The sequence below is a fragment of the Bradyrhizobium sp. Ken51 genome (assembly GCF_055807435.1).
The window spans coordinates 57632-82440 of record NZ_JBVVPB010000025.1 but is presented as its reverse complement, the minus strand read 5'-3'; the positions used below and the strand labels follow the sequence as shown (position 1 = coordinate 82440).

Below are 24809 nucleotides of genomic sequence, written 5' to 3'. Positions count from 1 at the left end.
TTCAGGCGCTCACCCGGCCGCCGGAGGCGGCGAGGATGGCGTTGATGATCGGCTCGTAGCCGGTGCAGCGGCAGATGTTGCCGGAGATCGCCTCGACGATCTCGGCGCGGCTCGGGGAGGGATTGCGGTCGAGCAGCGCCTTGGCCGCCATCAGCATGCCCGGCGTGCAATAGCCGCACTGGGCAGCAAAATTCTCGGCGAAAGCGCGTTGCAGCGGATGCAGGTTTGGTCCTTGCTTCAGGCTATCCAGCGTCTCGACGGAGCGGCCGGCGACGGTCTCGGCCAGCGTCAGACAGGAGAGATGAAGCTCGCCGTCGACCAGGACGCTGCACGTGCCGCAGCCCCCCTGGCCGCAACCGAACTTCGGCGTCATGTCGCCGATCAATTCGCGAAGCGCGACGAGCAGGTTGGTGCCGCCATCGACGAAAATGGCGACATCGCTGCCGTTGTGACGAAATTGCAGGGCAGTCCTGGCCATACGATCTATTCCTGACCCAAGAGAAGACGACGCAGATGTACGCCGACGATCTCGCGGCGATACCAGGCGCTGCCGAGCGCGTTGTCGGACGGCGATGTTCCTTCCACGGCTGCAGAGGCTGCGGCCGCAATGGTCGCGGCATCGAGCGAGCGGCCTTCCAGCGCGCGTTCGGCCGCCCGCGCACGTATTTGCGTCGGCGCCATCGATCCCAATGCAATGCGTGCCCCGGCGACCCGCCCGCCGCTGATAGGCAGATGTGCGGCGAGCGTGATAACCGAGCCGCCTTTGGGCTTGATTCGTGCGATCTTGCGGTAGCGGAAAGCCTCCGCGCTCGCCGGCCGCGTGCAGGACACCGACAGCACGAGCGTGCCCGCCTGCCTTTCACGTGACTGCAAAAACTCCTCAATCGGAATGTCGCGCGATCCAAAGCCGCCTTGCAGGGCCACGGTGGCATCGAGCGCAAGCATGGCGACGGTGAAATCGCCATAGGGATTGGGCGCAAACAGATTGCCGCCCACCGTACCCATGTTGCGCACCGCCGGGCCACCAATCGAGCGGGCAGGAGCGTGCAGGAAAGCGAGGTCGCGCTCGCCCAGAATCCGGGCGAAAGTTACGCCGGCACCCAGTGTGATCCGCGGGCCTGAGGGGTCGATGCGCATCAAGGCATGGTCATTGGCGCGCACGACGGTCGAGATGGAGATGTCGCCTTCGTTCAGTGCGCGCATCACGAGCGTGCCGCCGCCGAGATAGCGCGCATTGCGATCGGACGACAGCGCTGCGGCGGCCTCACTCAAACTCGTGAAGGTCTTCACCGTCACAGTCATGTTGACACAGCCTCCTTGAGGTGCCGGCGGATCGCGTCGAACCCCGCTTGGTAGATATCTTCCGCGACCATGTGGGTGATACGGTCCTTGTCCTCCGGCCGTGTCGAGAAGCGGGATTCCCAGTGCCAGAAGGTGCGGTCGCCGTCCGTCACGGGCAGCAGGCGGACGTGGGCCACGTAGTTGAACATCGGGACCGGCGTATCGAGCAGGCAATAGCTGAAGGTCTGCTCCAGATCCGATAGCGTCAGCAATTGCTCGCGCAGCTCGGAGCCGTCCTGGAGCTTGAACCGCCTGACACAGCCGATCTTGTCCGAGGCTTGGGCGCGCTCGATCGTGGAGGTCGCGACCGCCGGATGCCAACGATCGTGCCCGTTGAAATCGCGCAGCACGGCCCACAGGGAGCCGGTCGGCGCATCCACGATCGTGCTCTTGATGATGTGCGGCACGGCGCTCAGCCTCCGAACTGGCGTTTGAGAGCGTCGAAGCCGCCCTGGAACACGCCGCCGCCGATATTTGCGACGAGCTCCGCCTCCCGCTCGGGTGCGCAGTCGAACTCGGCGGTCCATTCCATGAAGGTCTGGTCGCCATCCGTGACCGGCGTCAGCCGAAGCGTGGCGACGTAGTCCTCGACCCCCATCGGGGATTCGAGGATCGAGTAGGTGCAGAACATGTCGTAATCGGACAGGCCGAGCAGCTTCTCCCGGATACGATCGCCGTTGCGCAGGCGAAAATCCCTGACGCAGCCGATCTTGTCGGAGGGCTCGCCGCCCTCGATGCGGCTTTCCGCAATCGCGGGATGCCAGTTCGGCAGACCGTTGAAGTCGCGCACCCGCGCCCAGACGCGGTCGTTGCGCGCGTTGACGACGGTTGAGACGTAGACGCGGGCCATGGTGCGACCTCAGCTCTTCTTCCGAGGGCTGCGCTCGGCGGGCGGCTCGCCCTCGGCCGAAGGCGAGGGTGCAGCGGCTGGCTTCTCGCCGCCGCCGCCCTTGCGTGCGGAGTCCTTGATGCCCTGCATGTCGCGCGCTTCCCGGATCAGGCCTGGCATCTTGGCGAGGCTGCCGCCTTCGACGCCGATGTCCGCCAGAAGCGAGTCGATCAGCGGCGCCTGGACGCGGTAGCGCAGCGCCGAGTCGATCACCTCGTCGGTGGCGCTGCGGCCGCCATTGCCGCCATGGCCGTTGCCGTTGAGGCCGTCGACCTGGAGGATGCGGATGCCCTCGATCTTCTCCATCGGCTTCACGCTCTCACGGACGATGCCCTCGATGCGGTCGAGCAGCTTTCGCCGGAACAGCGAGTAGCGCGCCTGGTCGGTCAGCACGTTCTCGGCCTCGTTGAGCATACGCTGCCCCTCGGCCTCGACCGCAGCGCGGATCCGTTCGGCTTCCGCGGCAATTCGCGTCTCCTCGGCCTGCTTCTCGGCGATCAGGATCTCCACGGTCTTACGGCGCTTCGCAATCTCGCTCTCGCGCGCGGTAATGACACGCTCGGTCGCTTCAGTGGCATGCACCCGCGCTTCCTCGGCCGAGGCCTTGGCCGCAGATTCCTCCAACGACTTCAGGTGGATGGCAATCGCCTTCTCCATCAGAACGGTCTCGACCTCCCTCTCGCGATTGATTTCAAGCTTGCGTAGCTCGCGCTCGCGGCCGATGCGGGCCTCGTCGAGGCCACGATCGGACGCGATGCGGGAGCGCTCGACCTCTTCGCGCGCGGCAATCTCGGCTTCCTGGAGCGACTGGACACGGGCGACCTCGAGTTGTTCGATGGAACGTCGGCGTTCGATCCGCGCCGCCTCCAGCGCATGCTCGCGCGAGACATCCGTGGTCTCGACCTCCCTGCGCGCGACAATCTCGGCCTGCCTGACCTGGCGGTCGGCGTCGATGCGCTCGGACTTCTTGGTCGAAAGCGCAATGACGCGGTCCTCGTCCGCGATCTCGATCGCCTTCTTGTGCTCGATGTTGAGGACTTCGCGCTTCTTGGAGGACGTGATCCGCTCGGCTTCGAGCGCGAGATCGACGCCGATGCGCTGGCGCTCGATGGCGTCGCGACGCTTCAACTCGGCAGCCTCGAGCACGGCGGTGCGCTCGATCTCGAGCGCGCGCGTGTCACGCTCGGCCTGAATACGCTCGGCTGCAACGGACTTCTCCTGCGCAATCCGGGCGGCTTCGATGGCTTCGCGTGAGGCAATGTCGGCTTCCTCGACGGCGCGGTTTCGGGCGATTTCCAGCGAGCGAACGCGTTCTTGCTGGGTGATGCGGGCAGCTTCCGTGGCTTCGCGCGCCGTGACCTCTGCGACTTCCAGCGTCTGGTTGCGTTCGATCTCCAACTGCCGGGTATTTTGCTCGACCGCGATGCGCTCGACGGCGAGCCTATGCTCGCGGGCGATGCGCGCCGCCTCGACCGCGCGTTGCGCCTCAATCTCGGCTTCCTGGATGTTACGCACCTGCTGGATCTCCAGCGCTCGGGTGCGCTCATCGGATGCGATGCGCTCGACATTGACGATCATGATCTGGGCGATGCGGGCCTTTTCGGTGGTCTCGCGGGCAGCGATCTCGGCTTCGTCCACGGCGCGAGTCCGGTCGATCTCGCGGCGTCGGGTCTCCTCCTCGTTCGCGATGCGGGCGTCGGTCACGACGCGGTCTTGCTGGATACGCGCTTTCTCGATTGCCTCGCGGGCGGTGATCTCGGCTTCCTCGACGGTCTGCATCCGCTCGATTTCGCGCTGGCGCACCTCGCGCTCGGAGGCGATGCGGCTGGTATCGATCGAGCGCTGGTTGGCGATCCGGGCCTTCTCGATATCCTCCCGTGCGAGCAGTTCCTTCTCCTCGATGGTGCGGGTGCGCTCGATCTCCCGCTGACGGGTCTCACGCTCCGAAGCGATGCGGGCTTCGGCGATCGCCTGGTCGTTGGCGATTCGCGCCTTCTCGATGGTTTCACGGGCGGAAATCTGCGCCTGCTCGGCTTCGGTCTCGCGCAGGGCTCGCTCACGTGCGACTTCGGTGCGTTGCAGGGCGCGGCGCATCTCGATGTCACGCTCCTGTTCGAGGCGCGCCGTCTCGCTTTCGCGTTCGATCTCAAGCGCCTGCCGCTCGGCCTCCAGGTTGCGGGAGCGGATCTTGATCATCGAAACCTGCTCGATGTCGTTGCGCAGCTTGCGTTTGGCCTCGATGTCCTCCATCAGGCGGGTCAGACCTTCGGCGTCGAAGCGGTTCGAGGGATTGAAGAATTCGAGATCGGTCTGGTCGAGATCGGTGATCGCGACTGACTCCAGCTCGAGTCCGTTCTGGGCGAGTGCTTCTGCCGCGTTGGCTTTGAGGCGGGCGACGTACTCACCACGCTGCTCGTGCATCTGCTCGAGGGTCATCTCCGAGGCAACGGAACGAATGGCTGAGATGAATTTGCCGGCGAGGAGGGCGTGGAGCTGCTCGGGCTCCATGGTGCGGCGGCCGAGCGTGGCGGCCGCGATAGACACGGCTTCGCGGGTCGCCTGGACCCGGACATAAAAGTCAGCCTCGATGTCGACGCGCATGCGGTCTCGGGTGATCACGGCGTCCTGGCGGGAGCGAACGATGCCCATCGGCTGCACGTTCATGTTGACCGGCGTGTAGTCGTGGATGAACGGCAGCACGAAGGCGCCGCCGTTGATCACAACGCGCTCGCCGAGCAGGCCGGTGCGAACGAATGATGTCTCCTTGGACGAGCGATGATAGAGCCAGTTCACGATGTAGACGCCGACCACGATCACCACGACGGCGACGATCAACCAGAGGATCAATTCACCGACCAGAGTCCCTGACATGTTTCTCTCCCTCGACCTTTCGGCGTTATCGCGCGCCGATCGCCTTGAATTTGCGAACCTGATCCGTCAGCGCCCGCTCGACCGGCAGCCGCTCCATCGAGGAGGCGCCGTAGAAGCCGTGGCAATTGCGTGTGTTCCTCATGATGAAATCGGCATCGTCAGGATCGGAGATCGGTCCGCCATGAGCGAGCACCAGAATGTCCGGGTTGACGCCGAGCGCGGCGGAGGCCCAGGTGTCGATGTGCGCTGGGCAATCAGTCAGCTTGTGTGCGGTCTGCGCGCCGATGGTCCCCCCCGTCGTCAGGCCCAGATGACAGACGATAATATCCGCGCCCGCGATCGCCATCGCGGCGGCCTCCTTCTCGCTAAAGACGTAGGGCGTCGTCAGCAGGTCCTTCTCGCGCGCCTTTGCGATCATGTCGATCTCGAGCGCGTAGGACATGCCGGTCTCTTCGAGATTGGCACGGAAGACGCCGTCGATAAGGCCGACGGTTGGAAAGTTCTGCACGCCGGCGAAGCCGAGCGCCTTCAATTGGTCCAGGAAAAGATCCATGTCGCGGAACGGATCCGTGCCATTGACGCCGGCGAGCACTGGCGTTCTGGTGACGACGGGCAGCACTTCGCCGGCCATCTCCAGCACGATCGCGTTGGCGTCGCCGTAAGCCATCAATCCCGCGAGCGAGCCTCGGCCGGCCATGCGGTAGCGGCCGGAATTGTAGATGACGATGAGGTCGACACCGCCGGCCTCTTCGCATTTGGCCGACAAGCCGGTGCCGGCCCCGCCGCCGACGATGGGCTCGCCGCGCCTTGCCATGTCGCGGAAGCGCTTCAACAGTGCAGCGCGTTCAAACCGGGCCATCGGTCACCTCGCTAGTCTCCGGCGCGCCCCGGTGCGGCCGAACAATGTTCGGAACGCGCTGACAATGGTGGAGGCGAACTCGGGGTCATTGATGTTCTTGGGAACGCGGATGAGCCGACGGTTGGCGGTCTGCCGCACGTTGCGCTCCAGCGTTCGGAACAGCGCCGCATCCGCGTCCGGATCCCAGAATGGCTGTCCTCGCGCGTCGAGCGCGGAGACGCCGCCCTCGGGCAGGAAGAAGCGCACCGGGCCGTCCATGCGGTTGAGCCGGTCGGCGACCCAGTGCCCCATGCGCTCGTTCTCCTCCGCCGTGGTCCGCATCAGGGTGACCTGCGGGTTGTGGACGTGGAACTTCCTGCCGCGGTAGCGTTCCGGGATGGTCTCGGGGGCACCGAAATTCACCATGTCCAGCGCGCCCACCGAGCCGACATAAGGCACCCGGCTGCGGATGATGGCGCCAAAGCGATCGTCGGTGGCCGGGAATACGCCGCCCATCAGGAGATCGCCGACCTCCGTGGTCGTGAGGTCGATGACGCCTGCGAGCTGCCCGGAATCGACTAGCTTCTCCATTGAGCGTCCGCCGACGCCGGTGGCGTGGAAGACGAGGCACTCGAAATCCTCGAGCAAGTCGGCGGCGATCTTCTGCACCGCGGGCGTGGTGACACCAAACATGGTGATGCCGACCGCCGGCAATCCGCTGTCGCCGCGATCCTTCCGTGCAGGCTGGTCAAGGCGCGCCTTGACCATGCCGGCCAGCGCATTGGCGCCGTTGGCCAGCACAGCGCGTGAGATCGAATTGAGGCCCTGCACGTCCGCAACCGAATGCATCATGGTGATGTCCGCGGGGCCGACGTAGGGCCCGACGTCGCCGGAGGCGACGGACGAGACGATGAGCTTCGGCACCCCGACAGGAAGCGTCCGCATACCCGGCGCGACAAGCGACGCTGCGCCCGAGCCGCCCGCCGAAATCACGCCGGCAACATTGCTCTGGCGCCGCAGCCAGCTGGCGAAGGCCTCGGCCATCGCGGTGACGGCGGCGCCCCGGTCGGGTCCGAATACCGCCGACCCGCCGCGACCATGGTTCAAGGCGATCTCCTGGGCGGAGACGTCGCTGGCCGCGTGCCTGCCGCTGGTGGAGATATCGACCAATCGGGTTCGCAGGCCGGTCCCGGCGATGATGTCGCGGATGAAGCGGAGCTCCGTGCCCTTGGTATCGAGCGTACCGACGACGAGCACGACCGGAGAGGCCTGCGTTTGCGTCGCGGCCGGTTCGCGTCGTCGCCGTGCCGTTTCGTCGAGTCGCATCACCTGTGTCGAGAACGTGCGGGCCGCAGCTTCGATGCGGGCGATCGGCACGGGCTGCGACCAGCGTGTCGGCGGCGTCGGGTTGGACATGTAGATCCGGATCGCGCCGCCTGGACGGGTCTGCTGCGAAGGAGGCTTCGCTTCCGTATCCGCTGGCGGCACGTCGAGGTCGAGCTCGAGTCCGGCGTGCATTCCGACACCGAGCAGGCGCTGCTGCAGTTCGCGATCGGCGGCAAGCCGCACCGAATCGATGATGCGGTTGACGCGACCATTGACCATGATCGCGACGTTGCGCGACACGGCGGTAGCCACGCCGATATTCTGCTCGATCACGAGCACGGACATGTCGCCGTCCTCGCCAAGCTGTAGCAGCATCTCCTCGACCTGGGCCACGATGACGGGCGCGAGCCCCTCGGTGGGCTCGTCCATGATCAGGAGCCGCGGGTTGGTCAGCAACGCGCGGGCGATCGCAAGCATCTGTTGCTCGCCGCCGGAGAGCTGGCCGCCGCCGTGATCCTTGCGCTCGGCTAACCGCGGAAACGTCTTGTAGATGCGCTCGACCGTCCAGGCGCCGCGGCGCAAGCCGGCGGCAAGCTGCAGATGCTCGTCGACGCTTAGTGAGCGCCACAGCCGGCGTCCCTGCGGAACGTAGCCGACGCCGAGCCGGGCTATGTGGGCGGGCGGCTGCCGGGTGATGTCATCGCCGCGGATGCGGATCGAGCCGCCGCTGACCGGCACCAGCCCCATGATGGCCTTGCACAGTGTGGTCTTGCCCATGCCGTTGCGGCCGACGACCGAGAACACGCCGGCCTCGAGCGTCAGATCCACGCCCTGCAGCGCATGCGAATGGCCGTAATAGACGTCCAGCCCACGGACTTCGAGCGCGGCGGCGGTACGGCGGACCTCATTCATGGCCGCCTCCGAGGTAAAGCTCCTGCACTTCGGGATCTGACTCGATCTCCTGCGGACGGCCTTCCTTGAAGATCCGCCCATTGTGCATCATCGTGACGCTCTCGACGACCCGCAGGGCCACGTCCATGTCGTGCTCGATGATGATGTAGCCGATATGCGCGGGCAGGGACGTCAATATCTCGATCAGCTCGGCACGCTCGGTCGGCGACAGTCCCGCGGCCGGTTCATCGAACAGGACGAATCGCGGCGCGCCGGCAAGCGCAAGTGCGATCTCGAGCTGGCGCTGCTGGCCATGCGCGAGCTCGGCAACGCGCTGATCCTTCACACCCGAGAGATGGACGGCCTGCACGAGATTTTCGGCCGCGTGCATCAACGCATCGTTCTGACCGGGGCGGAGGAACGAGAAGCGCCCCCGTGAGACGCCACGGCAGGCGAGGTAGACATTGTCCTGGACGGTGAGGCCGGGAAACAGCGCGGAGATCTGGTAGGTCCGGCGCAGGCCACGGCGGATGCGCTCATAGGGCGGGAAGTGCGTGACGTCCTCGCCGAAGAAGCGGATGGTGCCGGAAGAAGGTGGGAAGTCGCCGGTGATGCAGTTGAACAGCGTGGTCTTGCCGGCGCCGTTGGAGCCAAGCACGGCGCGCCGTTCGCCGGGGCGGACGGTAATGGTGATGTCGGTGAGTGCCGCGAGCGCGCCGAACAGACGCGTCACGCCGCGCAGCTCCAGCGCCGCGCCTGCGCCTACGACAGAGAGACGTTGCGCGACGCTATCCATGGCGGGATCCTTGGGTGGATCCTTGGGTGGATCCTTGGCCAGATTCCCGGCCATGACGCCCGCTTGAACTTGCCGCGCCGGAGCGTTGGCGGCGCCGCCAGCTCTGCCAGAGCCCGATGACGCCGTCCGAGGACCAGAACACGATGGCGAGGAAACCGAGGCCGATCAGGAGGCGAAAGCGGTTGCCGTCGAGCCCCAGCTTGACCAGGAAGTCGAGTGCGAAAGTGCGCAGCAGCACGAAGATCAGCGCGCCGATAAAGGGTCCGATAGGGCGCGTGATGCCGCCGACGACTGCGATGATGAGGATATCGATGCAGGCTCCGACGCTCACGGATCCCGGCGAAATCTGCCGGTAATTCCAGACCTGGAGCACTCCTGCGAGCGCCGCGACAAAGGACGCGAAGGCGTAGGCCGCGACGCGATGCGCATTGACGTTGAAGCCAAGTGCCGCCATGCGGCGGGGATTATCGCGTACACCTTGCAGCGCGAGGCCGAACGGTGCGCGGGAGATGTAGTCGACGGCGAAGTAGCACAGCGCGGCTACCGCGAGCACGATATAGTAGAAGGGAATGTCGGCGCGCCAGTTGACGCCCCAGAAATGCGGTGTGGCAACGGTATTGATGCCGGTATGGCCGTTGAAGATCGCCCAGTTCTGGTTGGTGAAATAATAGAACGCCGCGCCGATCGCGAGCGTGATCATGATGGTGTAGATGCCCTCGGTGCGCACCGCCAGCGCGCCGCCGAGGGTGCCGAAGATGGTCGCGAGCGCAAGCGCCATCGGGACCGCAAGCCACCACGGCCAGCCCAGACTGATGTTGGCGTTGCCGCTGACGCCAAACACCGCGACCATATAGGCGGAGAAACCCGCGATGGTGAGCTGCATCAGGCTGACCATGCCGCCATAGCCGGCAAGAAACATCAGACTCAGCGCCATGAGTCCGAGGATCAGCGTGGTCGCAAAGATCTCGATCAGGAAGAAGCCGTTGGCGATCAGCGGCATGATCAGGAGAATGGCCGCGACGGCCCAGGCCGCCGGATTTTCGATCTCCGGCCATCCGCGCAATTTCGAGCGCTGCACCGCAGCGGCGGGACGAACCGGGACGCGGGCGTCGTGAGCGAGGGACATGTCAGCGCCTCGCCAGCAGGCCCTGCGGCCGAATTGCCAGCACCAAAACCATGATCAGGAAGGTCACGACTATGGCGTAGGTCGGGATGTAGACCGAGCCGAGCTGTTCGGCGAGGCCGATGATGAGCGCGCCCAACGCAGCCCCAGGAATCGAGCCCATCCCACCGACGATCACAACGACGAGGGAGGCGAGCAGGAAGCGGATATCCTCGCCCGGCGAGAGCGACTGGAACGTTCCGCCGACGACGCCGGCGACGCCGGCGAGGCCGGCGCCGAGCGCAAACACCACCACGAAAACGAGTTGGATCCGCACTCCGGTCGCCGCCAGGATGTCGCGATCGTCGACCCCGGCGCGGATGATCATGCCGATGCGCGTGCGGTTGAGCGCCAGCCACATCGCCACGCCGATCACGACGGAGGCGGCGAAGATCACGAGTCGGACCATGGGATAGCGGAGATAGACCGGCTCGCCTGAGGATTTGACCGCGGTGACCAGCGGCAGCTCCACAGGTCCGATCAGCCAGTTCGGGGTCTGGATCTGATAGAAATCGCCGCCGCAGGCCCAAAGCATCAAATCGGCGAATACGATCGAGAGTCCGATCGTCACCATGGTCTGGCGCAAGTCCTGGCCTTCCATGCGGCGGAAGACGAGGACCTGGAGCAGGACGCCGACCAGTGCCGTCAGGATGAAAGCGACGATGAAGCTGAGGACCCACGAGCCGGTCGCGGCGCTGATGGCGTAGCCGACATAGCCGCCGAACAAATAGAGCGAGCCGTGTGCGAGGTTGACGTTACGCATCAGGCCGAAGATCAGCGTAAAACCGCTGGCGACGAGGAAATAGAGGCCGCCGAGCGTGATGCCGTTGAAGAGCGCGTTGAGGAAGACCCGCTTGCGGCCGACCGCATCTTCAAGGCCCTGCGGCCACACTGCGAAAATCAGCCAAAGCGCCACCGCGATCGCGATGATGACGATCAGTGCCCAGGCGGGATGGCGTTCGACAAAGCGGGTCATGATCGCCGCTCCGTCTTCACGTCACCCCATCTCTCATCCCGCAAGCAGGACGGTGGGGCGCGCAGACCGTTGCCGGCCGCAAGCCCTGCCATGAACGTCCTCTCCCTATCGAGCGCGATCCTCTTTTCGGGACCGCGTTTGGCCTATCCTAATGCGGCTGTAACAGAGGCGTTTGATCGTGAGTATCTTTTCGCGCGCGGTCAGGCGCGCAAAACCTTGGCCGCGCGGCGATAATCGGTCGGCGCCATGCCGACATTGGCGGCGAAGAAGCGGGTGAATCCGCTCTGCGACGAGAAACCGAGATCGAAGCCGATATCGGCGATCGGGGCTTCGCTCGCCACCAGCGCCTCCAGCGCCTGCTCCATCATCAGCGTGTTGAGATAGAGGTGTGGCGTGACGCCGGTCTGGGTGCGGAACAGCCGGTAGAAATGCGGCCGCGACAGGCCGGATTCGCGCGCGATGGTGTCGAGCTCGATCTCGGCGCCGGGGCTCTCCGACATCATCTTGATGCACTTGCGCACACGAAAATCCGTGACGAAGCCGTTTGCGCGCGGATCGCGCGCGGTCGCGGCCTGTTGCCAGCTTTCGTCATAACAGATGTCGATGAGACTTCTCAGCTCGCCATCGAGGCTGTTGAGCGAGGGGGCGCCGCACACGAGGGCGGCTGCGTGCCTGATATGCTTGTCGAGCGCAACTGACCGCGTGAACTGGGTACGGCCGAAGCGCAGGCGGTCGGCGCCGGGCGCGTCGGGCGCGAACCACTCTGCATTGACGTAGAGCACGAAGAAAACGGCGCCGCCCTCGAGATCGGATGGCAGGAAATTATGCGGCTCCCACGGATTGACCGCGACGACGGAACCTTCTGTGAGCTCGTAACGTCCGTCGCTGACATCGATGCATGCGGAACGCCCACCCACATGGAAGATCAAATGACCTTCGCGATGTGCGTGGATGTTGAAAGGGCGGTTCAACTGATAGACCGTCGCCCGGCCAAAGCGGCCGTGGAAGACGGCGAGCGCCCGGCTCATGCCTCTCCTCCCAAAAGCTCTTGGTATTTTTTGGTAGCGTTCAACAACCGGGGAGAGAATGCAAGGGCGCACGTGTCGCGTCCTGGCAAATCTCTCCCCGGTCGGTCATCGCTCGCGAACGAGGCTAGGTCAGTATTTCTTACATTCCGGTACTGTGCGGCTCGGCAAACCGATTTTAGCGAACACTGCGGGATCGTAGCCCAGCGTCTGGTTGACGTTCGGGATCACCTTCACGACCTTTGAGAACAGTGCGCCCTTGCCGTCGTCGACGACCTCGGTGACGAAGTTGGTGCCGATCGCCTGGCGGTTGGAGTCCAGCTTGATCTTGCCATTGGGTGCGTCGATCTCGATCTTGGCGAGGGCTTCCTTGTACTTGGCCTGGTTGTTGGAGAGGTCTCCGTTGACCTGACGAAGCGCCAGGATCAGCGCCATGGTCGAGTCGTAATAGTTGGTGGCGAGCAGCGATGGGCTGGGGAAGCGCTTGTTGGCCGGGAAGGCGTCCTGATAGTCCTTCACGAACTTCTGCCAACTCGGGTTCTCCCAGGTGTCAGCCTGGCCGCTCGCGGCCAGCGTGCCGATCAGGGCATTCTTGGCGTTGCCCTTGGACGACAGGATGGTCTGGTCGATCATAATCGAGCCGCCCATCAGATGCGCCTTGCCGCCGGCCTGCTGGTACTGGTTCAGGAAGTTGACGGCATCGGCGCCGCCGAGGCCGAGATAGATTGCGTCGACGTCGTCGGGCAGTGCGGCGATAACCGAGGCAAAGTCCTTGGTGCCGAGCGGTACCCATTGCCGGTTGGTGACCTGTCCGCCGGCACCGCAGAACTCGAGCACGAGGCCGAACACCTGCGTATAGATGAAGGAGTAGTCTTCGCCGACGGTCGCGATCTTGCGATACTTCTTTTCGTCATAAGCGTATTTTCCGAGGCCCACCTGCCACTGCGCGCCGTCCATGTTGTAGCGGAAAAAGTTCGGAGCGGGATCGACATAGGTCGTTTCCTGGGCCCCCGAGGCGGCGTTGATGAAGGTCAGTTCGGGATGGGTCTTTGCAAAATTCTTGACCGCGATGCCTTCGTCGCCGGAGAGCGGCGACAGCAGGATCTGTACCTTGTCCTGCTCGATCAGCTTGCGCACGGCTCGTACGGCGGAGTCGGGCGTCGCGTCGGTCGAGGCGATGACAAATTCGAGTTCCTTGTCGCCGACCTTCTTGCCGAGCACGTTGAGGGCCGTCTGGAAGCCGCGGATACCGTCCTCGCCGAGCACGGTGTAGGTGCCTTCGAGCGTCGCGGTGACGCCGACCTTGATCTTCTCCTGTGCGAAGGCGGTGCCCGAAAGTAACAGGCTGCTCAACGCGATCAGTCCTAGACTGCCTTTCAACATTGCTCTCCTCCCTTGGCGTTCTTGTCGCTGTTTTTCACCGCGCCCTGGCGCGTCCGCCGCGTCGTGCGGCGTTCGGGCAGGGCCAACGGTTCTTGAAGTGGAGGCTAACCGAACTCCGAAGCAGCGCACGTATCGGAGCTGTGCGCGGCTTAACGGGCAGTCTCATTTTGAATGCTGCGTCGCGATTAACATCGCGGTGCAACAGGCGTCGGGCTTCCCGAATTTGCATGCGCCTGCCGCATGGCGGTCGCGGACTGCCGCCGCGTGAATGGGAACGCTCGAATAGAGGAGAAATCAATCGTAGGCGTTGCGTGATTTCGCCGCGCGGCACTCGCTGGTTATACGTTGTGGCAGGCGATTGTCCGACCGTCCGCACCGACAGATCGAAGTTGTGGCACATCGACGAGACAGCGATCGCTGGCCATTAGACAGCGGGGCGCATATGCACAACCGTGCGGTCGTGTGAAGAGGCTCGGCGGTTCACCCATTTCGATCGCGCCCAGGATCCGCCTCGATGGATCCGGCTTCGGAATTGCTGCCACCAACGCGCGCGTATAGGGATGGAGCGGATGATCCAGCACCGTCCGCGTCCCGGCCTGCTCCACGATCCGGCCCATATACATGACAGCAACGCGGCTGCTGATCTGTCCGATCACGCCAAGGTCGTGCGAGATGAAGAGCATCGCCAGTCTCAACTGGTCACGCAGATCCATCATCAGATTGAGCACCTGCGCCTGCACGGAAACGTCGAGGGCCGAGACCGGCTCGTCGGCGACGATAATGGACGGCGTGGGAAGAATGGCGCGTGCGATTCCAACCCGTTGCCGTTGCCCGCCACTCAGTTCGTAGGGATAGCGGGCGGCGAAAGACGGGTTCAACCCGACGGCCGTCAAGGTGGCAGCTATGCCCGCGCTGCGCTCGGCGCGGCTCTTGAAGAAGCCGCTGATGTCGGCCGCCTCCGCCACCGAATCTCCAATTGTGCGCCGCGGGTTGAGCGATGCATTGGGATCTTGGAAAACCATTCGGACGTTCAGACGCATCTCGCGGAGGCCGGAGCCGCCGGCTCGGATCACTTCGGTTCCCTTCAAATTGATGTTGCCGCTGTCGGGCTGGACCAGCCCGACGAGGGTTCGGCCCAGCGTGGTCTTGCCGCAACCGGACTCGCCGACGATCCCGAGGACCTCGCCTTCGGCTAGCGATAGCGATACACCATCCACCGCCTCCACCCGGTATTTCCGACCGGCTCGCCTGGCACTGAACGAGACCATCATGTCCCGGACATCGAGGATGACATTGCCGCTCATGGCAGCTCCCCGCGGGCAAGCGGAAATGCGCAGAGCACCTCGTGTCCTTGGGAGGCCTCCAGACGAGGCGGGGTCGCCACGCGGCACTCATCGCGCACCGCTGCGCAACGTAGGGCAAACACGCAGCCAGCAGCGACCGTACCTGGCAGCGGCGGCTGACCAGAAATGGTTGGCAGCCGGCGCGCGCCGGAATTTCGCGACGGCATGCAATCCATCAGTCCGCGGGTGTAATGGTGACGCGGTGCGCCGAACAGCGCATTGACTGCCGCGGTTTCCACGATCCGGCCGGCGTACATGACGGCGACGCGATCGGCGAGCTGCGCAATGACTCCCATGTCGTGAGTGATGAACAGTATCGCCATATCCAGCCGGTTGCAGAGCTCGCGCAAGAGTCCGAGAATCTGAACCTGTATGGTGACATCCAGCGCTGTGGTCGGTTCATCGGCGACCAGCACCTGTGGCCGGCAGGCCAGCGCAATCGCGATCATGACCCGCTGGCGTTGGCCTCCGGACAACTGGTGCGGATACGCGGACAGCTGCATTTTGGGGTCAGGCAAACGCACCAGTTCGAGCAGTTCGCGTGCACGGGCGAGCGCCGCTGCGCCCGGAATTCCCTCATGCACACGCACGGCTTCCGCGATCTGATCGCCGATCCGGCGAACCGGGTTCAGTGAGGTCATCGGCTCCTGAAAGATCATTGCCATGCGGCCGTGGCCCGCTTCGACACGTTGCCAGGGCTGCAGCTGCGTTACGTCGCAGCCCTCCAACAGGACCCGCCCGGCCCGGACCCGGGGACCGGGCTGCGGCAGCAATCCCATGACTGCAAGCGAGGTCATGCTCTTTCCGCAGCCGGACTCGCCGACGAGGCCGAGGATCTCGCCCTTGGCCAGGCTGAAGGACACGCCCGCGACGATGTCGACCGGCGCGGTCTCCGGCCCCACTGACACCGTAAGGTCGCAAACTGTCAGCACGGCCTAACCCTTCTCACCAAAGACCTGACGGAACCGCGGATCGAGTCGATCGCGCAATGCATCGCCGACCAGGTTCAGAGAAAATGCCGTCGCCACGATCATCATGCCCGGAAAGAAGAGCAGCCACGGAGCGCGCGTGATGAAGGTGCGCGATTCCGCCAGCATATTGCCCCAGCTCGGAATGTCCGGCGGCGCGCCGAGGCCCAGGAAATCGAGTGAAGCCGCGCCGAGCTGCGCGAACGCGAAGACGAAGCTGGCCTGTACGAGAAGCGGTGAGACAAGGTTCGGCAAGATGTGCCTGCTAATGAGCCATGCCGTTCCGGCACCCATGCTGCGGGATGCCTCGACATAGGTTTCCGCGCGCAAGCGCAGTGTCAGTCCGTAGACGATGCGGGTCGTCGTCGTCATGTAGCCGAGCCCGATGGCCAGAATGACGGTGCCCACACTCGGGCTCAAGATGACAATCAGCCCAAGTGCGAGAAGCAGAGTCGGAAAGGCCATCAGCACGTCGACCATGCGCATCAGCAGGTGACCCAGCCGCGGAAACAGAGCGGAAAGTACGCCGGCCGGAACGCCCGTTGCGAGGGCGAAGACCACCACGCCCGAGCCGATCAGAAGTGCCATGCGTGATGAATGAATGGTGCGCGAGAGAGTATCCCGGCCGAATTGGTCGGTGCCGAACCAGTGGGTCACGTTCGGGGGCATCAGACGGATCAGGGGATCGATGGCATACGGATCGTAAGGCGACAGCCAGGGCGCGAAGACCGCGGCGAGCACAGTCGCCACAAGGACCCCGAGCCCGGCCAGCGCGATCGGGCGGGCGGTGAACGGCCTGAGCCACAATGTCACGCTGTTGCTGCTCATTGGAGCTCGACCCGCGGATCGAGCAGACGATAGCTCAGATCGACGATCAGATTGATCAGGAGATAAACCACCACGATGACCAGGATGACGCCCTGGATCACAGGGTAGTCTCGACGAAGGATCGACTGAACGACGAGGCGGCCGATGCCGGGCAGGGCAAACACGGTTTCGGTCACCACCGCTTCGGACAGCAGTGCGGCGAAGGTGAAGCCGAAGGCCGAGACGACCGCCAGGAGTGCATTACGCCAAATGTGGCGGCGCACCACCTGCCACGGCCGGATTCCCTTTGCACGCGCCGTGCGCACGTAGTCCTCCCGGGAGACGTCGAGCATGCTGGCGCGCGTCAGCCGCAGGATCAAGGCGGCATTCGGAGCCGCTAGCGCCAGGCTGGGGAGGACGAGATAGCGAAGATTGACGACACCGCCTTCGAAGATCGACGGATAACCGGAGCTCGGAAACCAGCCGAGCCATGCAGCAAAGATCAGGATCAGATAGAGCCCGACCCAGAACGTGGGTATCGAGGCCATCAGCATCGCCCCGCCGGACAATCCCTGATCGAGCCACGTGCCGTGCCGGACTGCCGCAATCATGCCGATCGGCACCCCGATGACCGCAACCCAGATCATGGTCATTGTGGCGAGCAAGGTGCTGGTCTCGGCGCCATCGGCAATCACCGACAGCACGGGTGCCTGGAAGAAGATCGACCGCCCGAGGTCGCCCTCGAGCACATGGCCGGCCCAAGTGAAATATTGCAGGATGATCGGTTGGTCGAGACCGAGTTGGTGTCTCAAGGCGTCGATCTGATCGGGAGTCGCGGTGTCACCGAGCAGAACATAGATCGGGTCACCTGGCACGATATGAATGAACGCGAAGATGATGATGGACGCTGCCACCAGCGTCACCGCCGTCGTTCCTGCGCGCTTGAATGCGTAAGACCACATGTGATTGTGCGCCTGATCAGCGGCAACGATGCGCGCCGGCGCTCGACAGTCCTCGCGGCCTCATTGCCCGTCCTTACTTCGTTGACACATTCCAGAACACGGGACCGTTCGGGTTGAGCCCCTTGAGCTTGGGAGACGCAATGTCATAGGTGTAGGCATCGCCTACTTTCATCACGGGTACCTGCTCATAGATCAGCGACTGGATCTTGTCCCATGTCGACTTGCGCGCGGCTGGATCGGTCGTGTTGATCAACTCAGCCCGAAGCGAGCCGATCTCGGGGCTGTCCCACCATCCGGGATAGCTCGCATTCAGGAACGTGAGCAGCAGCGGGTCGGGCGCGAAGGAATGGTGGGTGACGAAGATGTCCCACTGTTCCGGCTGGCCGCGCATCTTCAGAAGAGTCGCCCAATCGACGACCATCATCTGAACATTGATGCCGGCATCGGCCAGCTGGCGGGTGAAGACGGAGGCTTCGTCATAGTGTGCCTGATAGTTCGTCGAGACCAGCAGGCGGATCGGCGCCCCCGTGTAGTCCGCCTCCTTTGCGAGCTCCTTGGCCTTCTTCGGATCGTGCGCACTATAATTTGAGGCGCCGTCCGTCGAGTACCAGGGTGTGCCGTTGGGAAAGATCGATCCTTCGGCATTCCACAGGTCCTTGGGACCGAAGGCGACGCGCAGCGCCTGCGACTTGTCCAACGCGGTCTGGATGGCGCGGCGGAGCTTGTAATTGTCCTTCAGGATTCCTTGCTTCGAGTTCATGAAAAAAAGGCCGAAGATCGGCGCGTTGGTACGCTGCACCTGAACCGATGGATCTTTGCTCAGGGACTCGTACAGATCGCCGGAGATCATTTCCGCATAGTCGTAGTCGCCCGCCTGCACGCCGCTCACGCGCGTGCCGACGTCAGGCACCGGAATGAACCGGATCTTGTCGAAGCTCGCAAGGCGGGCGCCGGCGAAGCCGTCACCCTTTTCCTTCAACGGCTTGTAGCCGTCGAACTTTTCCACCTCGACGTAGCGGTTCGGCCGCCACTCCACGAACTTGTAAGGCCCGGTGCCGATATAGTCCTTTTGCTCGATCGGCCGGTTTCCCGCTTTGGCGGCAATGTCTTCCGGATAGATCGCAAGACCGCCATTGACGTCCGCAATGAGAGCCTTCCAGGCGCCGTTCGGCGCGGACAATTTCAGCGTGACTTCATACTTTCCGGTCGCCTCGACCGACGTAGCCGCCGCCATCAGGAGCTTGCCGCGCGCACCGAAACTGCCCCATCGCGTCATCGAGGCGACCACGTCCTTGGCGGTCATCTCCTTGCCGGTGTGGAAGAGGACACCCTCGCGGAGCTTGATGACGATGGTCCGACCGCCGTCTTCCGTCCGATCGTTCTCGGCCAGCATCGGACGCGGCGTATAGGTTGAGTCCAGCGCATACAGGGTCTCGAAGATGTGGCGGCCGATGACCGATGCCACATCGGCTGTCGTCAGCATGACATCGAGCGGCGGCGGTTCTCCGATGGTGGCTTCGCGCAGCAGGGTGGCGGCAGTAGCCTGCGCAATCAAGAATGACGCGGTAACCAGCCCCACGACGCCACGCATCAAGACACTTGGACCGTATCTCATGATCGCCCTCCCGCCTTGTTGAACCGCCTGCTTCCCGGTGCAGGGGATGTGCCTTTCAGCTGTTGGGCTGATGGCACGCTATTGCTTGTTTGAAAGTTACATACACAATTTGGCAATTATCAAGCGGAAAATGCTGTTCTTGATGGGGCATGCCGATATACGTTTGGTCGGATGCTGAAGGTTTCTTACGGCAGCTTCTTGCCAAGGGCGCAGGTGGATCTGACCTGGGGAAGGGCGGCAATGGCGCGTGCAAAGCGAAATCATCCGACGAGAGCCGTTGATGCAGCGATCTCGAAGCCGTCGGGCGACGACAATGTCGTGGTCGGCGACATCATCTCGCTCATCAGGCAGAGCGCTCCAAGCCTCAGCCCGTCCGAGCAACGCGTTGCAGCGGTGCTGCTGGCCGATATGGAGTTTGCCGTTCACGCCAGCAATTCCGAGCTGGCCCGTCGGGCGCGCGTGAGCGAGCCGACGGTCACCCGGTTCAGCCGCTCCGTCGGTTGCCGGGGCGTCCGGGACCTCAAGGTGAGGCTGGCTCAAGCAATGGCGGTTGGGCGGATCTACGTCGAGCTTCCCCCGCATGTCGGGACCGATCTGGCGCGCCCCGCGCTGTGGCGGTCGGTGTTTCAGGAAATTCGTCGTGCAATTGCCGCTGCCGAGGAGGGACTTCGCAAGGAGGACATCGAGAGGGCTGCCGAAGCTATCTCCCGCTGTTCGAAGCTTGCAGCGTTCGGGGTGGGGGGCGGTTCCACTCTTGCGGCGGCGGAAGTTCAGAACCGGTTCTTTCGTCTTGGGATTGCCGTCTCGCATGCCTCTGACCCGAGCTTGATGCGCATGATCGCGGCGACCCTCGGGCGGGATGACGTCGTCGTTGCCATCTCGACCACCGGTGCGGCGAACGAAGTGATCGACGCAGCCAGTATCGCCAAGCAATACGGCGCCTTGGTCGTGGCAATCACCAAGCCGCAAAGCAGGCTGGCCTCAATCGCCGATATTGCGCTTGGCGTGCACGTGCCCGAAGCGCCCGACGCGCTCAAGCCGACGGCGTCGCGCTATGCGTTTCTCGCCACCATCGACCTGCTCGCAGCGTCAACTGCCTATTGCAAGCCGCTCGAAGCCCAGGCACGCATGCGGCGGATCAAATACGAGTTGCTGAAGGGAAGCGACGGGGACGCCAAAGGGCCGCTGGGAGACTGAAAAATCTGCAGTGGCCCAACGAGGATTTGGTCGGTGCATTGCCGCTCGCATCCGGCCACGTCAATCGCGCTCCGAAGCCCGAAACCGCACATCCTGCAGAAAAATTATCCGGCAGGATGCGGTGTTCAGAGCCGGCAACGACGGCTATCAGCGGCAGACGTAGCTGCCATTGATCAGAACGCGGACACATGCCGTGCCGACAGCGGCTGCACCGACCGCCGCGCCGCCGACGACCGCGCGCCTGGTGGTGCGCCGTGCTACGCCAGCGACTGATACGGGTGTCAAGGGCCGCCCGACCCGTGCTTCAGCCCGGCCGAGCGAGAGCGAAAGGCCTTCGTCGACCGACCAGTCGATCGAGCCGGACACTCCAAGGGCGACCACGGCAGCCGCGAGTGATAGCTTTGTGACCAAACCACGCTTCATGATAGTCTCCGCCTGTGAGAGTGAATTTGGATCGCTCCATGGACTGGCGCTCGGACCATTGATCAAGATCAACGAACCGTGGAAATCGTGAAGCTGTTAGCGAAGGCGAAACACCAGAACGATTTCAGTCGGGGTCGGGTGCATGCGTCACACTTTTCGTCGCTTTTTTACTTCTGTATGCAGAGTGGCCTGAGCGTCTCGTCGGTACTGCGCGCTTTTGCGTATTCCATCAGCGCCGTCCGGGCTGCTTCGCAACGCTCTGCGCTTGAAAATTCTTGCGTCGAGACTACGGCGCCGTTCGCGACGCCGAGCCAGCTGATGACGACCAGAACATAGGTCATGGTATCCTCCCCCCTCAGTCGCCCATCTCGGAACGCAGCTTAGCGCGACGGGCGGCTTGATGAGCGCCGTCCATCGCGCCGCTATCAAGCTCTATTGGCAGACATACATGATGCCGTCACCGCCCTTCACCAACGAGCCTGGGACGCAACCGATGCCGTTGCGCGCTGCATAGTCGGTCCAGCCGCTATAGCCGTAGCTCCACGGTCCGCCGAAGTAATAGGCCCGAACAGCGTACCAGGGCAAACTCTCGTTAGTGTAGTAGTGTCCGCGATAAGAGGGAGTGACGTACAATCGCGTCGCCGCTTGCGCCTTGTCGACCTTCAGCGAAACTCCGCCTTGGTCGGTCCAGCCTATGGACAGCGTCGTGCCGCATACGAGCGCGGCGACGGCAACGGCAATTTTCCTTGCGCTTATCGACTTCATGGACGTTCTCCAAAAATGAAGTTTAACGCTACAACACCATCCCGGCACTGGGCCGCCGACTTGCTTTAGATCAAGGGATTGAAATAAATCGAGTCCGCTTCCTCTTCGAATTCGCCGGATCCAGTTCGGAGCGAGTTAAGTGAATCTGGAGGAGGACGCTCCGACGTCTGAAAAGTGCAGCCCGCCGGGTCGCATCGGAAAGCGCGCTGTCACGTGGGACGGCTTCTCCACACTGGAGCGAAGTATGCAATCGTGCGAGCGCTTTTTGCTGGAATGCGTCAGGCAGTCGGCGACAAGCTCCGAGACGGCATGACGCCTCTCGACCTGCTCTTCATCATGTCTGCTGTTTCGTTTGTAGGCTCGTGTTGCGCCTCGACCAATTTGCTGAACGCGAAGAACAATCGGGCGGTGATGCCACCTTTTAATTGGTGCTCATCATGAAGCGCCTCGGCGGCCTGGCGTGACCAGCTCCTTGCCTCGGCCATCCAGACTATTTGGTTTGCCGGATCCTGGCTTGCAAGCTGCCGGCAAAGTGCTGCGCGCGAACTCAGCTCGAATTGACTCATCATCGGCCCTCCCTGCCAGAAGCTCGATGTACGCGGTGAGAATTCTGCGTTGCGTGCCACATCTCTGCAATTGCCCTTCCGGCCATTGTACCAAGGGGCATGTCACTGACACTGATATGCCATGCGGCACTAACGCGAGGCGGTGTTGCGATAATTCCATTCGTTGATCTGGCTCAAGCGAAACCGCGTCGGGCGCGGTGAACATTAGTCCGCTGCAGCGTGCGTGCGCTTACCACGAAGCGTCGCCCATGCCTCAGCAAGTGTTTCACCAGGGGCGCGCCGCGGCGGAAGCGGCGGCGGCTCGATTTAGGCAACCACGTCCATGCAGGTTGCGTTGCTTCGCCAATTCTGCCGCCGTGGCCCGTTGCTTGCCAGACGAAAATCTGCGGCGGCGATGGCGCCGACAATGCCTATCTCACGATATCTGTTCTATGTCGGCGGTGCGTTGCTCGCGATGCTCTTCGTTGCGGATGCCTTTGTCCCGGTCCGGCCCGCTATACACGATGGCGTTGCGCGCTCCTCCACTATCCGCATCCACTCTGATTTGAGGTTGCCCGAACGGATCGTTCTCGACACTAGCCGGCCCACGATCGTGGCGGTTGACGTCCCCAAGGTCGAGCTCGCCGCCCCGCCGGGCGCCGACCTGCCACAGACGCGCGCGCGCGAGGCATTTGCTCGGCTTGGAGCCCTCGATGCCGAACGACCGCCAGCGCGTCCGTCGGCAAAGGCTGATGCGAAGCCGCAGCGTCAGAACAAAATTGTGAGGAGGCACATTGAAAGAAATATCCGGCTCGTCTCGCGACCTCCGCAGTACGGCTGGTTTGGCAACCAGGTCTGGTGAGCGTCTCCGTTCGTCGCTGCGGAGTGGGGTGCCCGCCGTTGATACTGATCAACGAATGCACGTCGAGGCTTCGCCTACAAACGTCCTCAAGATCGGGAGTAACTGACATGAGTGAAACGTCAAGGCCTGAACGATTGGATCGTCGCGGGGCTCTTTCATTGCTCGGATTGGCGACATCCGGCACGGTGCTGTTAGGAACAGAAGTGCCGGCTCAGACGATCGGCATGGAGCGACGCCAGGAGAGGCGGGGAGCCCGCCACGAGCGGCGTCAGGAACGGCGCACGGGCCGGACTGAACGCCGCCTGGAAAGGCGTACAGGGCGCACGGAGCGCCGTGAAGAGCGGCGCAACTAGGACGCCGACATGATCTCACCGATCATCGTTCACCGGCATATGTCTGCTTGATCGCGATCCGGAAGCTGGCGGATGCCGCAGACCTGGTACGTAACATTCGAGGTGCAGAAGCGTGGGACCTTGCCGAAGAGGCGAAGCCCACGGGAGACACGCACATTCGAGAGCGAAGCCGAGGCGCGGGCTTTCGCGCGAGAGAAGTTCAATGAGGGATTGATCGTGTTTGCAGGCACGCTCAATCCCTTTTTGCCGCGACGGCTGATCCCCTCGAGCGACATTCCGTCCTGGATAGAGCAAGACCAAGGCGACGAGGTTGCCGGCCAGGACGCCAAGCGCGACCCGGAGAAATAAGCGGTCCATCATGGTGACTGATGCTGATGACCGGAGGCGGCTCGGAGCGGGCGGCTGCCTTTTGGTGCTTTCGCATACTGGCGCCGGTCGTTCGACTCTGCTGGCGAGGCAACCCGGAGTCTGGTTCGAAATGTCTTGAGTGTTGCCATTTTGGCACGGGGAGTTTGTACCCTCGCCCGTAGAGTTTCAGCTGGAAGTTGGGGGATGATTGCAGTGCAACAAGCCGCCGTTCGAGCAATCAAAAAGCGGCCGGCAAGGAGAGAGCATGATGAAAAGACTTTTGCTGACAACCGTTGGTCTGGTGGCGCTGTGCACGGCGGGGAGCGCCATGGCTGCCGACATGGCCGTGAAGGCGCCGCCACCGGCACCGATTATTCCAATCTACAATTGGACCGGGTTCTATATCGGCGGCAATGGTGGCTGGGCGCAGAACCACAACTGCGTGGATTTCCTTGACGCGGCTGGCGTCGCCGTCGCTTCCGGCTGCCGTGATCGATCCGGTGGCGTCATCGGTGGCCAGCTCGGTTACCGCTGGCAAGCCAGCCAGTGGGTGTTTGGTCTGGAGGCTCAGGGCGATTGGGCGGATCTCAGCAATCAGCGCGTCAGCCTGTTCGATCCGACGCTCTCCACGCGCGCCAAAACGAGCGCCATCGGCCTCTTCACCGGCCAGATCGGCTACGCCTGGAATGCGTCACTGTTCTACGTGAAGGGCGGCGCTGCGGTGACAGACAATCGCCTCAGCGTGCTTGATACTGCGACCGGCGCCGAGCTCGCGGCGCAAAGCGCAACCCGCTGGGGCGGTGTCATCGGTGTCGGATTCGAGTATGGCTTCACCCCGAATTGGTCGGTGGGACTCGAATACGATCATCTATTCATGGGGCACCGAAATAATTCGTTCACGGTCGCCGATCCGCGCCTTGCCGCTTTTGTAAACGACCGGATCACCCAGGACGTGGATATGCTCACCGTGCGCTTCAATTACCGCTTCGGAGGGGCCAACCCCGTCGTCGCGAGGTACTGAACTCTCTCGGTCTGATGTCTTCAGGGGGCCGGCAGCAACGCCGGCCCTCATTTTTGTGGTCTTATCGTGCAAGCCAGGCAGCGTCTGCCGGCGCGATCGACC

At 63.3% G+C, this 24809-nt stretch carries 25 protein-coding genes; 4 read left to right on the top strand and 21 right to left on the bottom strand.

The genetic code is table 11. From position 1 onward, the window contains the following. Position 1 precedes the first annotated feature (1 nt). The 17 genes from AC0L27_RS31270 to AC0L27_RS31190 form a co-directional block, all read right to left on the bottom strand. Positions 2-478 carry a (2Fe-2S)-binding protein gene (locus AC0L27_RS31270; protein WP_354204477.1) on the bottom strand — a complete coding sequence of 159 codons (477 nt, stop codon included), beginning with the start codon at positions 476-478 and terminating at the stop codon, positions 2-4. Positions 479-483: 5 nt separating this feature from the next. Further along, positions 484-1302, bottom strand: coding sequence for an FAD binding domain-containing protein (locus AC0L27_RS31265; RefSeq protein ID WP_354204475.1), 819 nt, complete (start codon positions 1300-1302; stop codon positions 484-486). After that, on the bottom strand, positions 1299-1748 hold the full coding sequence (locus tag AC0L27_RS31260) for an SRPBCC family protein (RefSeq protein WP_354204473.1): 450 nt from the start codon (positions 1746-1748) through the stop codon (positions 1299-1301). Before AC0L27_RS31260 ends, AC0L27_RS31265 begins: the two co-directional genes overlap by 4 nt. A 5-nt stretch (positions 1749-1753) precedes the next feature. Then, on the bottom strand, positions 1754-2191 hold the full coding sequence (locus tag AC0L27_RS31255; protein ID WP_007593021.1) for an SRPBCC family protein: 438 nt from the start codon (positions 2189-2191) through the stop codon (positions 1754-1756). Between the two features lie 9 nt (positions 2192-2200). Further along, positions 2201-5101, bottom strand: a complete 2901-nt coding sequence (locus AC0L27_RS31250) for a flotillin family protein (protein ID WP_354204471.1) — start codon at positions 5099-5101, stop codon at positions 2201-2203. Between the two features lie 25 nt (positions 5102-5126). After that, a complete protein-coding gene (locus AC0L27_RS31245) occupies positions 5127-5960 on the bottom strand; it encodes a phosphoenolpyruvate hydrolase family protein (protein ID WP_275167529.1) in 834 nt (277 codons plus the stop codon). Between the two features lie 3 nt (positions 5961-5963). Next, on the bottom strand, positions 5964-8177 hold the full coding sequence (locus AC0L27_RS31240; protein ID WP_354204469.1) for an ABC transporter permease: 2214 nt from the start codon (positions 8175-8177) through the stop codon (positions 5964-5966). Next, positions 8170-8952, bottom strand: a complete 783-nt coding sequence (locus AC0L27_RS31235) for an ABC transporter ATP-binding protein (protein ID WP_007593014.1) — start codon at positions 8950-8952, stop codon at positions 8170-8172. Before AC0L27_RS31235 ends, AC0L27_RS31240 begins: the two co-directional genes overlap by 8 nt. Continuing rightward, on the bottom strand, positions 8945-10078 hold the full coding sequence (locus AC0L27_RS31230; RefSeq protein ID WP_354204467.1) for a branched-chain amino acid ABC transporter permease: 1134 nt from the start codon (positions 10076-10078) through the stop codon (positions 8945-8947). Before AC0L27_RS31230 ends, AC0L27_RS31235 begins: the two co-directional genes overlap by 8 nt. 1 nt (position 10079) lies before the next feature. Then, the gene (locus tag AC0L27_RS31225; RefSeq protein WP_354204465.1) at positions 10080-11090 is read right to left on the bottom strand and encodes a branched-chain amino acid ABC transporter permease; all 1011 of its coding nucleotides are present in this window, start codon (positions 11088-11090) and stop codon (positions 10080-10082) included. Between the two features lie 200 nt (positions 11091-11290). Then, positions 11291-12118 carry an AraC family transcriptional regulator gene (locus AC0L27_RS31220; RefSeq protein WP_354204463.1) on the bottom strand — a complete coding sequence of 276 codons (828 nt, stop codon included), beginning with the start codon at positions 12116-12118 and terminating at the stop codon, positions 11291-11293. Positions 12119-12247: 129 nt separating this feature from the next. Further along, positions 12248-13498 carry an ABC transporter substrate-binding protein gene (locus AC0L27_RS31215; protein WP_275167525.1) on the bottom strand — a complete coding sequence of 417 codons (1251 nt, stop codon included), beginning with the start codon at positions 13496-13498 and terminating at the stop codon, positions 12248-12250. Positions 13499-13836: 338 nt separating this feature from the next. Beyond that, a complete protein-coding gene (locus AC0L27_RS31210) occupies positions 13837-14802 on the bottom strand; it encodes an ABC transporter ATP-binding protein (protein ID WP_354204460.1) in 966 nt (321 codons plus the stop codon). Continuing rightward, positions 14799-15773 (bottom strand): ABC transporter ATP-binding protein, encoded by a 975-nt coding sequence (locus AC0L27_RS31205; RefSeq protein WP_354204458.1) that lies wholly within the window; start codon positions 15771-15773, stop codon positions 14799-14801. The genes AC0L27_RS31210 and AC0L27_RS31205 overlap by 4 nt, the downstream gene beginning before the upstream one ends. Positions 15774-15776: 3 nt before the next feature. After that, the gene (locus tag AC0L27_RS31200; protein WP_354204456.1) at positions 15777-16637 is read right to left on the bottom strand and encodes an ABC transporter permease; all 861 of its coding nucleotides are present in this window, start codon (positions 16635-16637) and stop codon (positions 15777-15779) included. After that, complete coding sequence (locus AC0L27_RS31195) at positions 16634-17578, bottom strand: ABC transporter permease (RefSeq protein WP_354204454.1); 945 nt, start codon at positions 17576-17578, stop codon at positions 16634-16636. The genes AC0L27_RS31200 and AC0L27_RS31195 overlap by 4 nt, the downstream gene beginning before the upstream one ends. 73 nt (positions 17579-17651) lie before the next feature. Continuing rightward, the gene (locus AC0L27_RS31190) at positions 17652-19193 is read right to left on the bottom strand and encodes an ABC transporter substrate-binding protein (protein ID WP_354204452.1); all 1542 of its coding nucleotides are present in this window, start codon (positions 19191-19193) and stop codon (positions 17652-17654) included. Between the two features lie 171 nt (positions 19194-19364). Here AC0L27_RS31190 and AC0L27_RS31185 point away from each other — a divergent pair, with 171 nt between their 5' ends. Further along, a complete protein-coding gene (locus tag AC0L27_RS31185) occupies positions 19365-20390 on the top strand; it encodes a MurR/RpiR family transcriptional regulator (protein ID WP_354254154.1) in 1026 nt (341 codons plus the stop codon). A 147-nt stretch (positions 20391-20537) separates the two neighbouring features. Here the strand turns inward: AC0L27_RS31185 and AC0L27_RS31180 are convergent, their stop codons facing one another. The 4 genes from AC0L27_RS31180 to AC0L27_RS31165 all read right to left on the bottom strand — a co-directional run bounded on the left by AC0L27_RS31180 (position 20538) and on the right by AC0L27_RS31165 (position 22147). Next, a complete protein-coding gene (locus AC0L27_RS31180; protein ID WP_354204448.1) occupies positions 20538-20813 on the bottom strand; it encodes a hypothetical protein in 276 nt (91 codons plus the stop codon). 167 nt (positions 20814-20980) lie between these two features. Continuing rightward, a complete protein-coding gene (locus AC0L27_RS31175; protein ID WP_354204446.1) occupies positions 20981-21154 on the bottom strand; it encodes a hypothetical protein in 174 nt (57 codons plus the stop codon). 91 nt (positions 21155-21245) lie between these two features. Next, positions 21246-21578 (bottom strand): hypothetical protein, encoded by a 333-nt coding sequence (locus tag AC0L27_RS31170; protein WP_275167517.1) that lies wholly within the window; start codon positions 21576-21578, stop codon positions 21246-21248. 278 nt (positions 21579-21856) lie between these two features. After that, positions 21857-22147, bottom strand: a complete 291-nt coding sequence (locus AC0L27_RS31165; RefSeq protein WP_275167516.1) for a hypothetical protein — start codon at positions 22145-22147, stop codon at positions 21857-21859. Positions 22148-22466: 319 nt separating this feature from the next. Between AC0L27_RS31165 and AC0L27_RS31160 the strand changes: the two genes are divergently transcribed. The 3 genes from AC0L27_RS31160 to AC0L27_RS31150 all read left to right on the top strand — a co-directional run bounded on the left by AC0L27_RS31160 (position 22467) and on the right by AC0L27_RS31150 (position 24707). Continuing rightward, positions 22467-22985, top strand: coding sequence for a hypothetical protein (locus AC0L27_RS31160; RefSeq protein ID WP_354204443.1), 519 nt, complete (start codon positions 22467-22469; stop codon positions 22983-22985). A gap of 425 nt (positions 22986-23410) precedes the next feature. After that, complete coding sequence (locus AC0L27_RS31155; RefSeq protein ID WP_275167514.1) at positions 23411-23686, top strand: hypothetical protein; 276 nt, start codon at positions 23411-23413, stop codon at positions 23684-23686. 265 nt (positions 23687-23951) lie between these two features. Then, positions 23952-24707 (top strand): outer membrane protein, encoded by a 756-nt coding sequence (locus tag AC0L27_RS31150; protein WP_275167809.1) that lies wholly within the window; start codon positions 23952-23954, stop codon positions 24705-24707. The last annotated feature ends 102 nt before the right edge of the window (positions 24708-24809 follow it).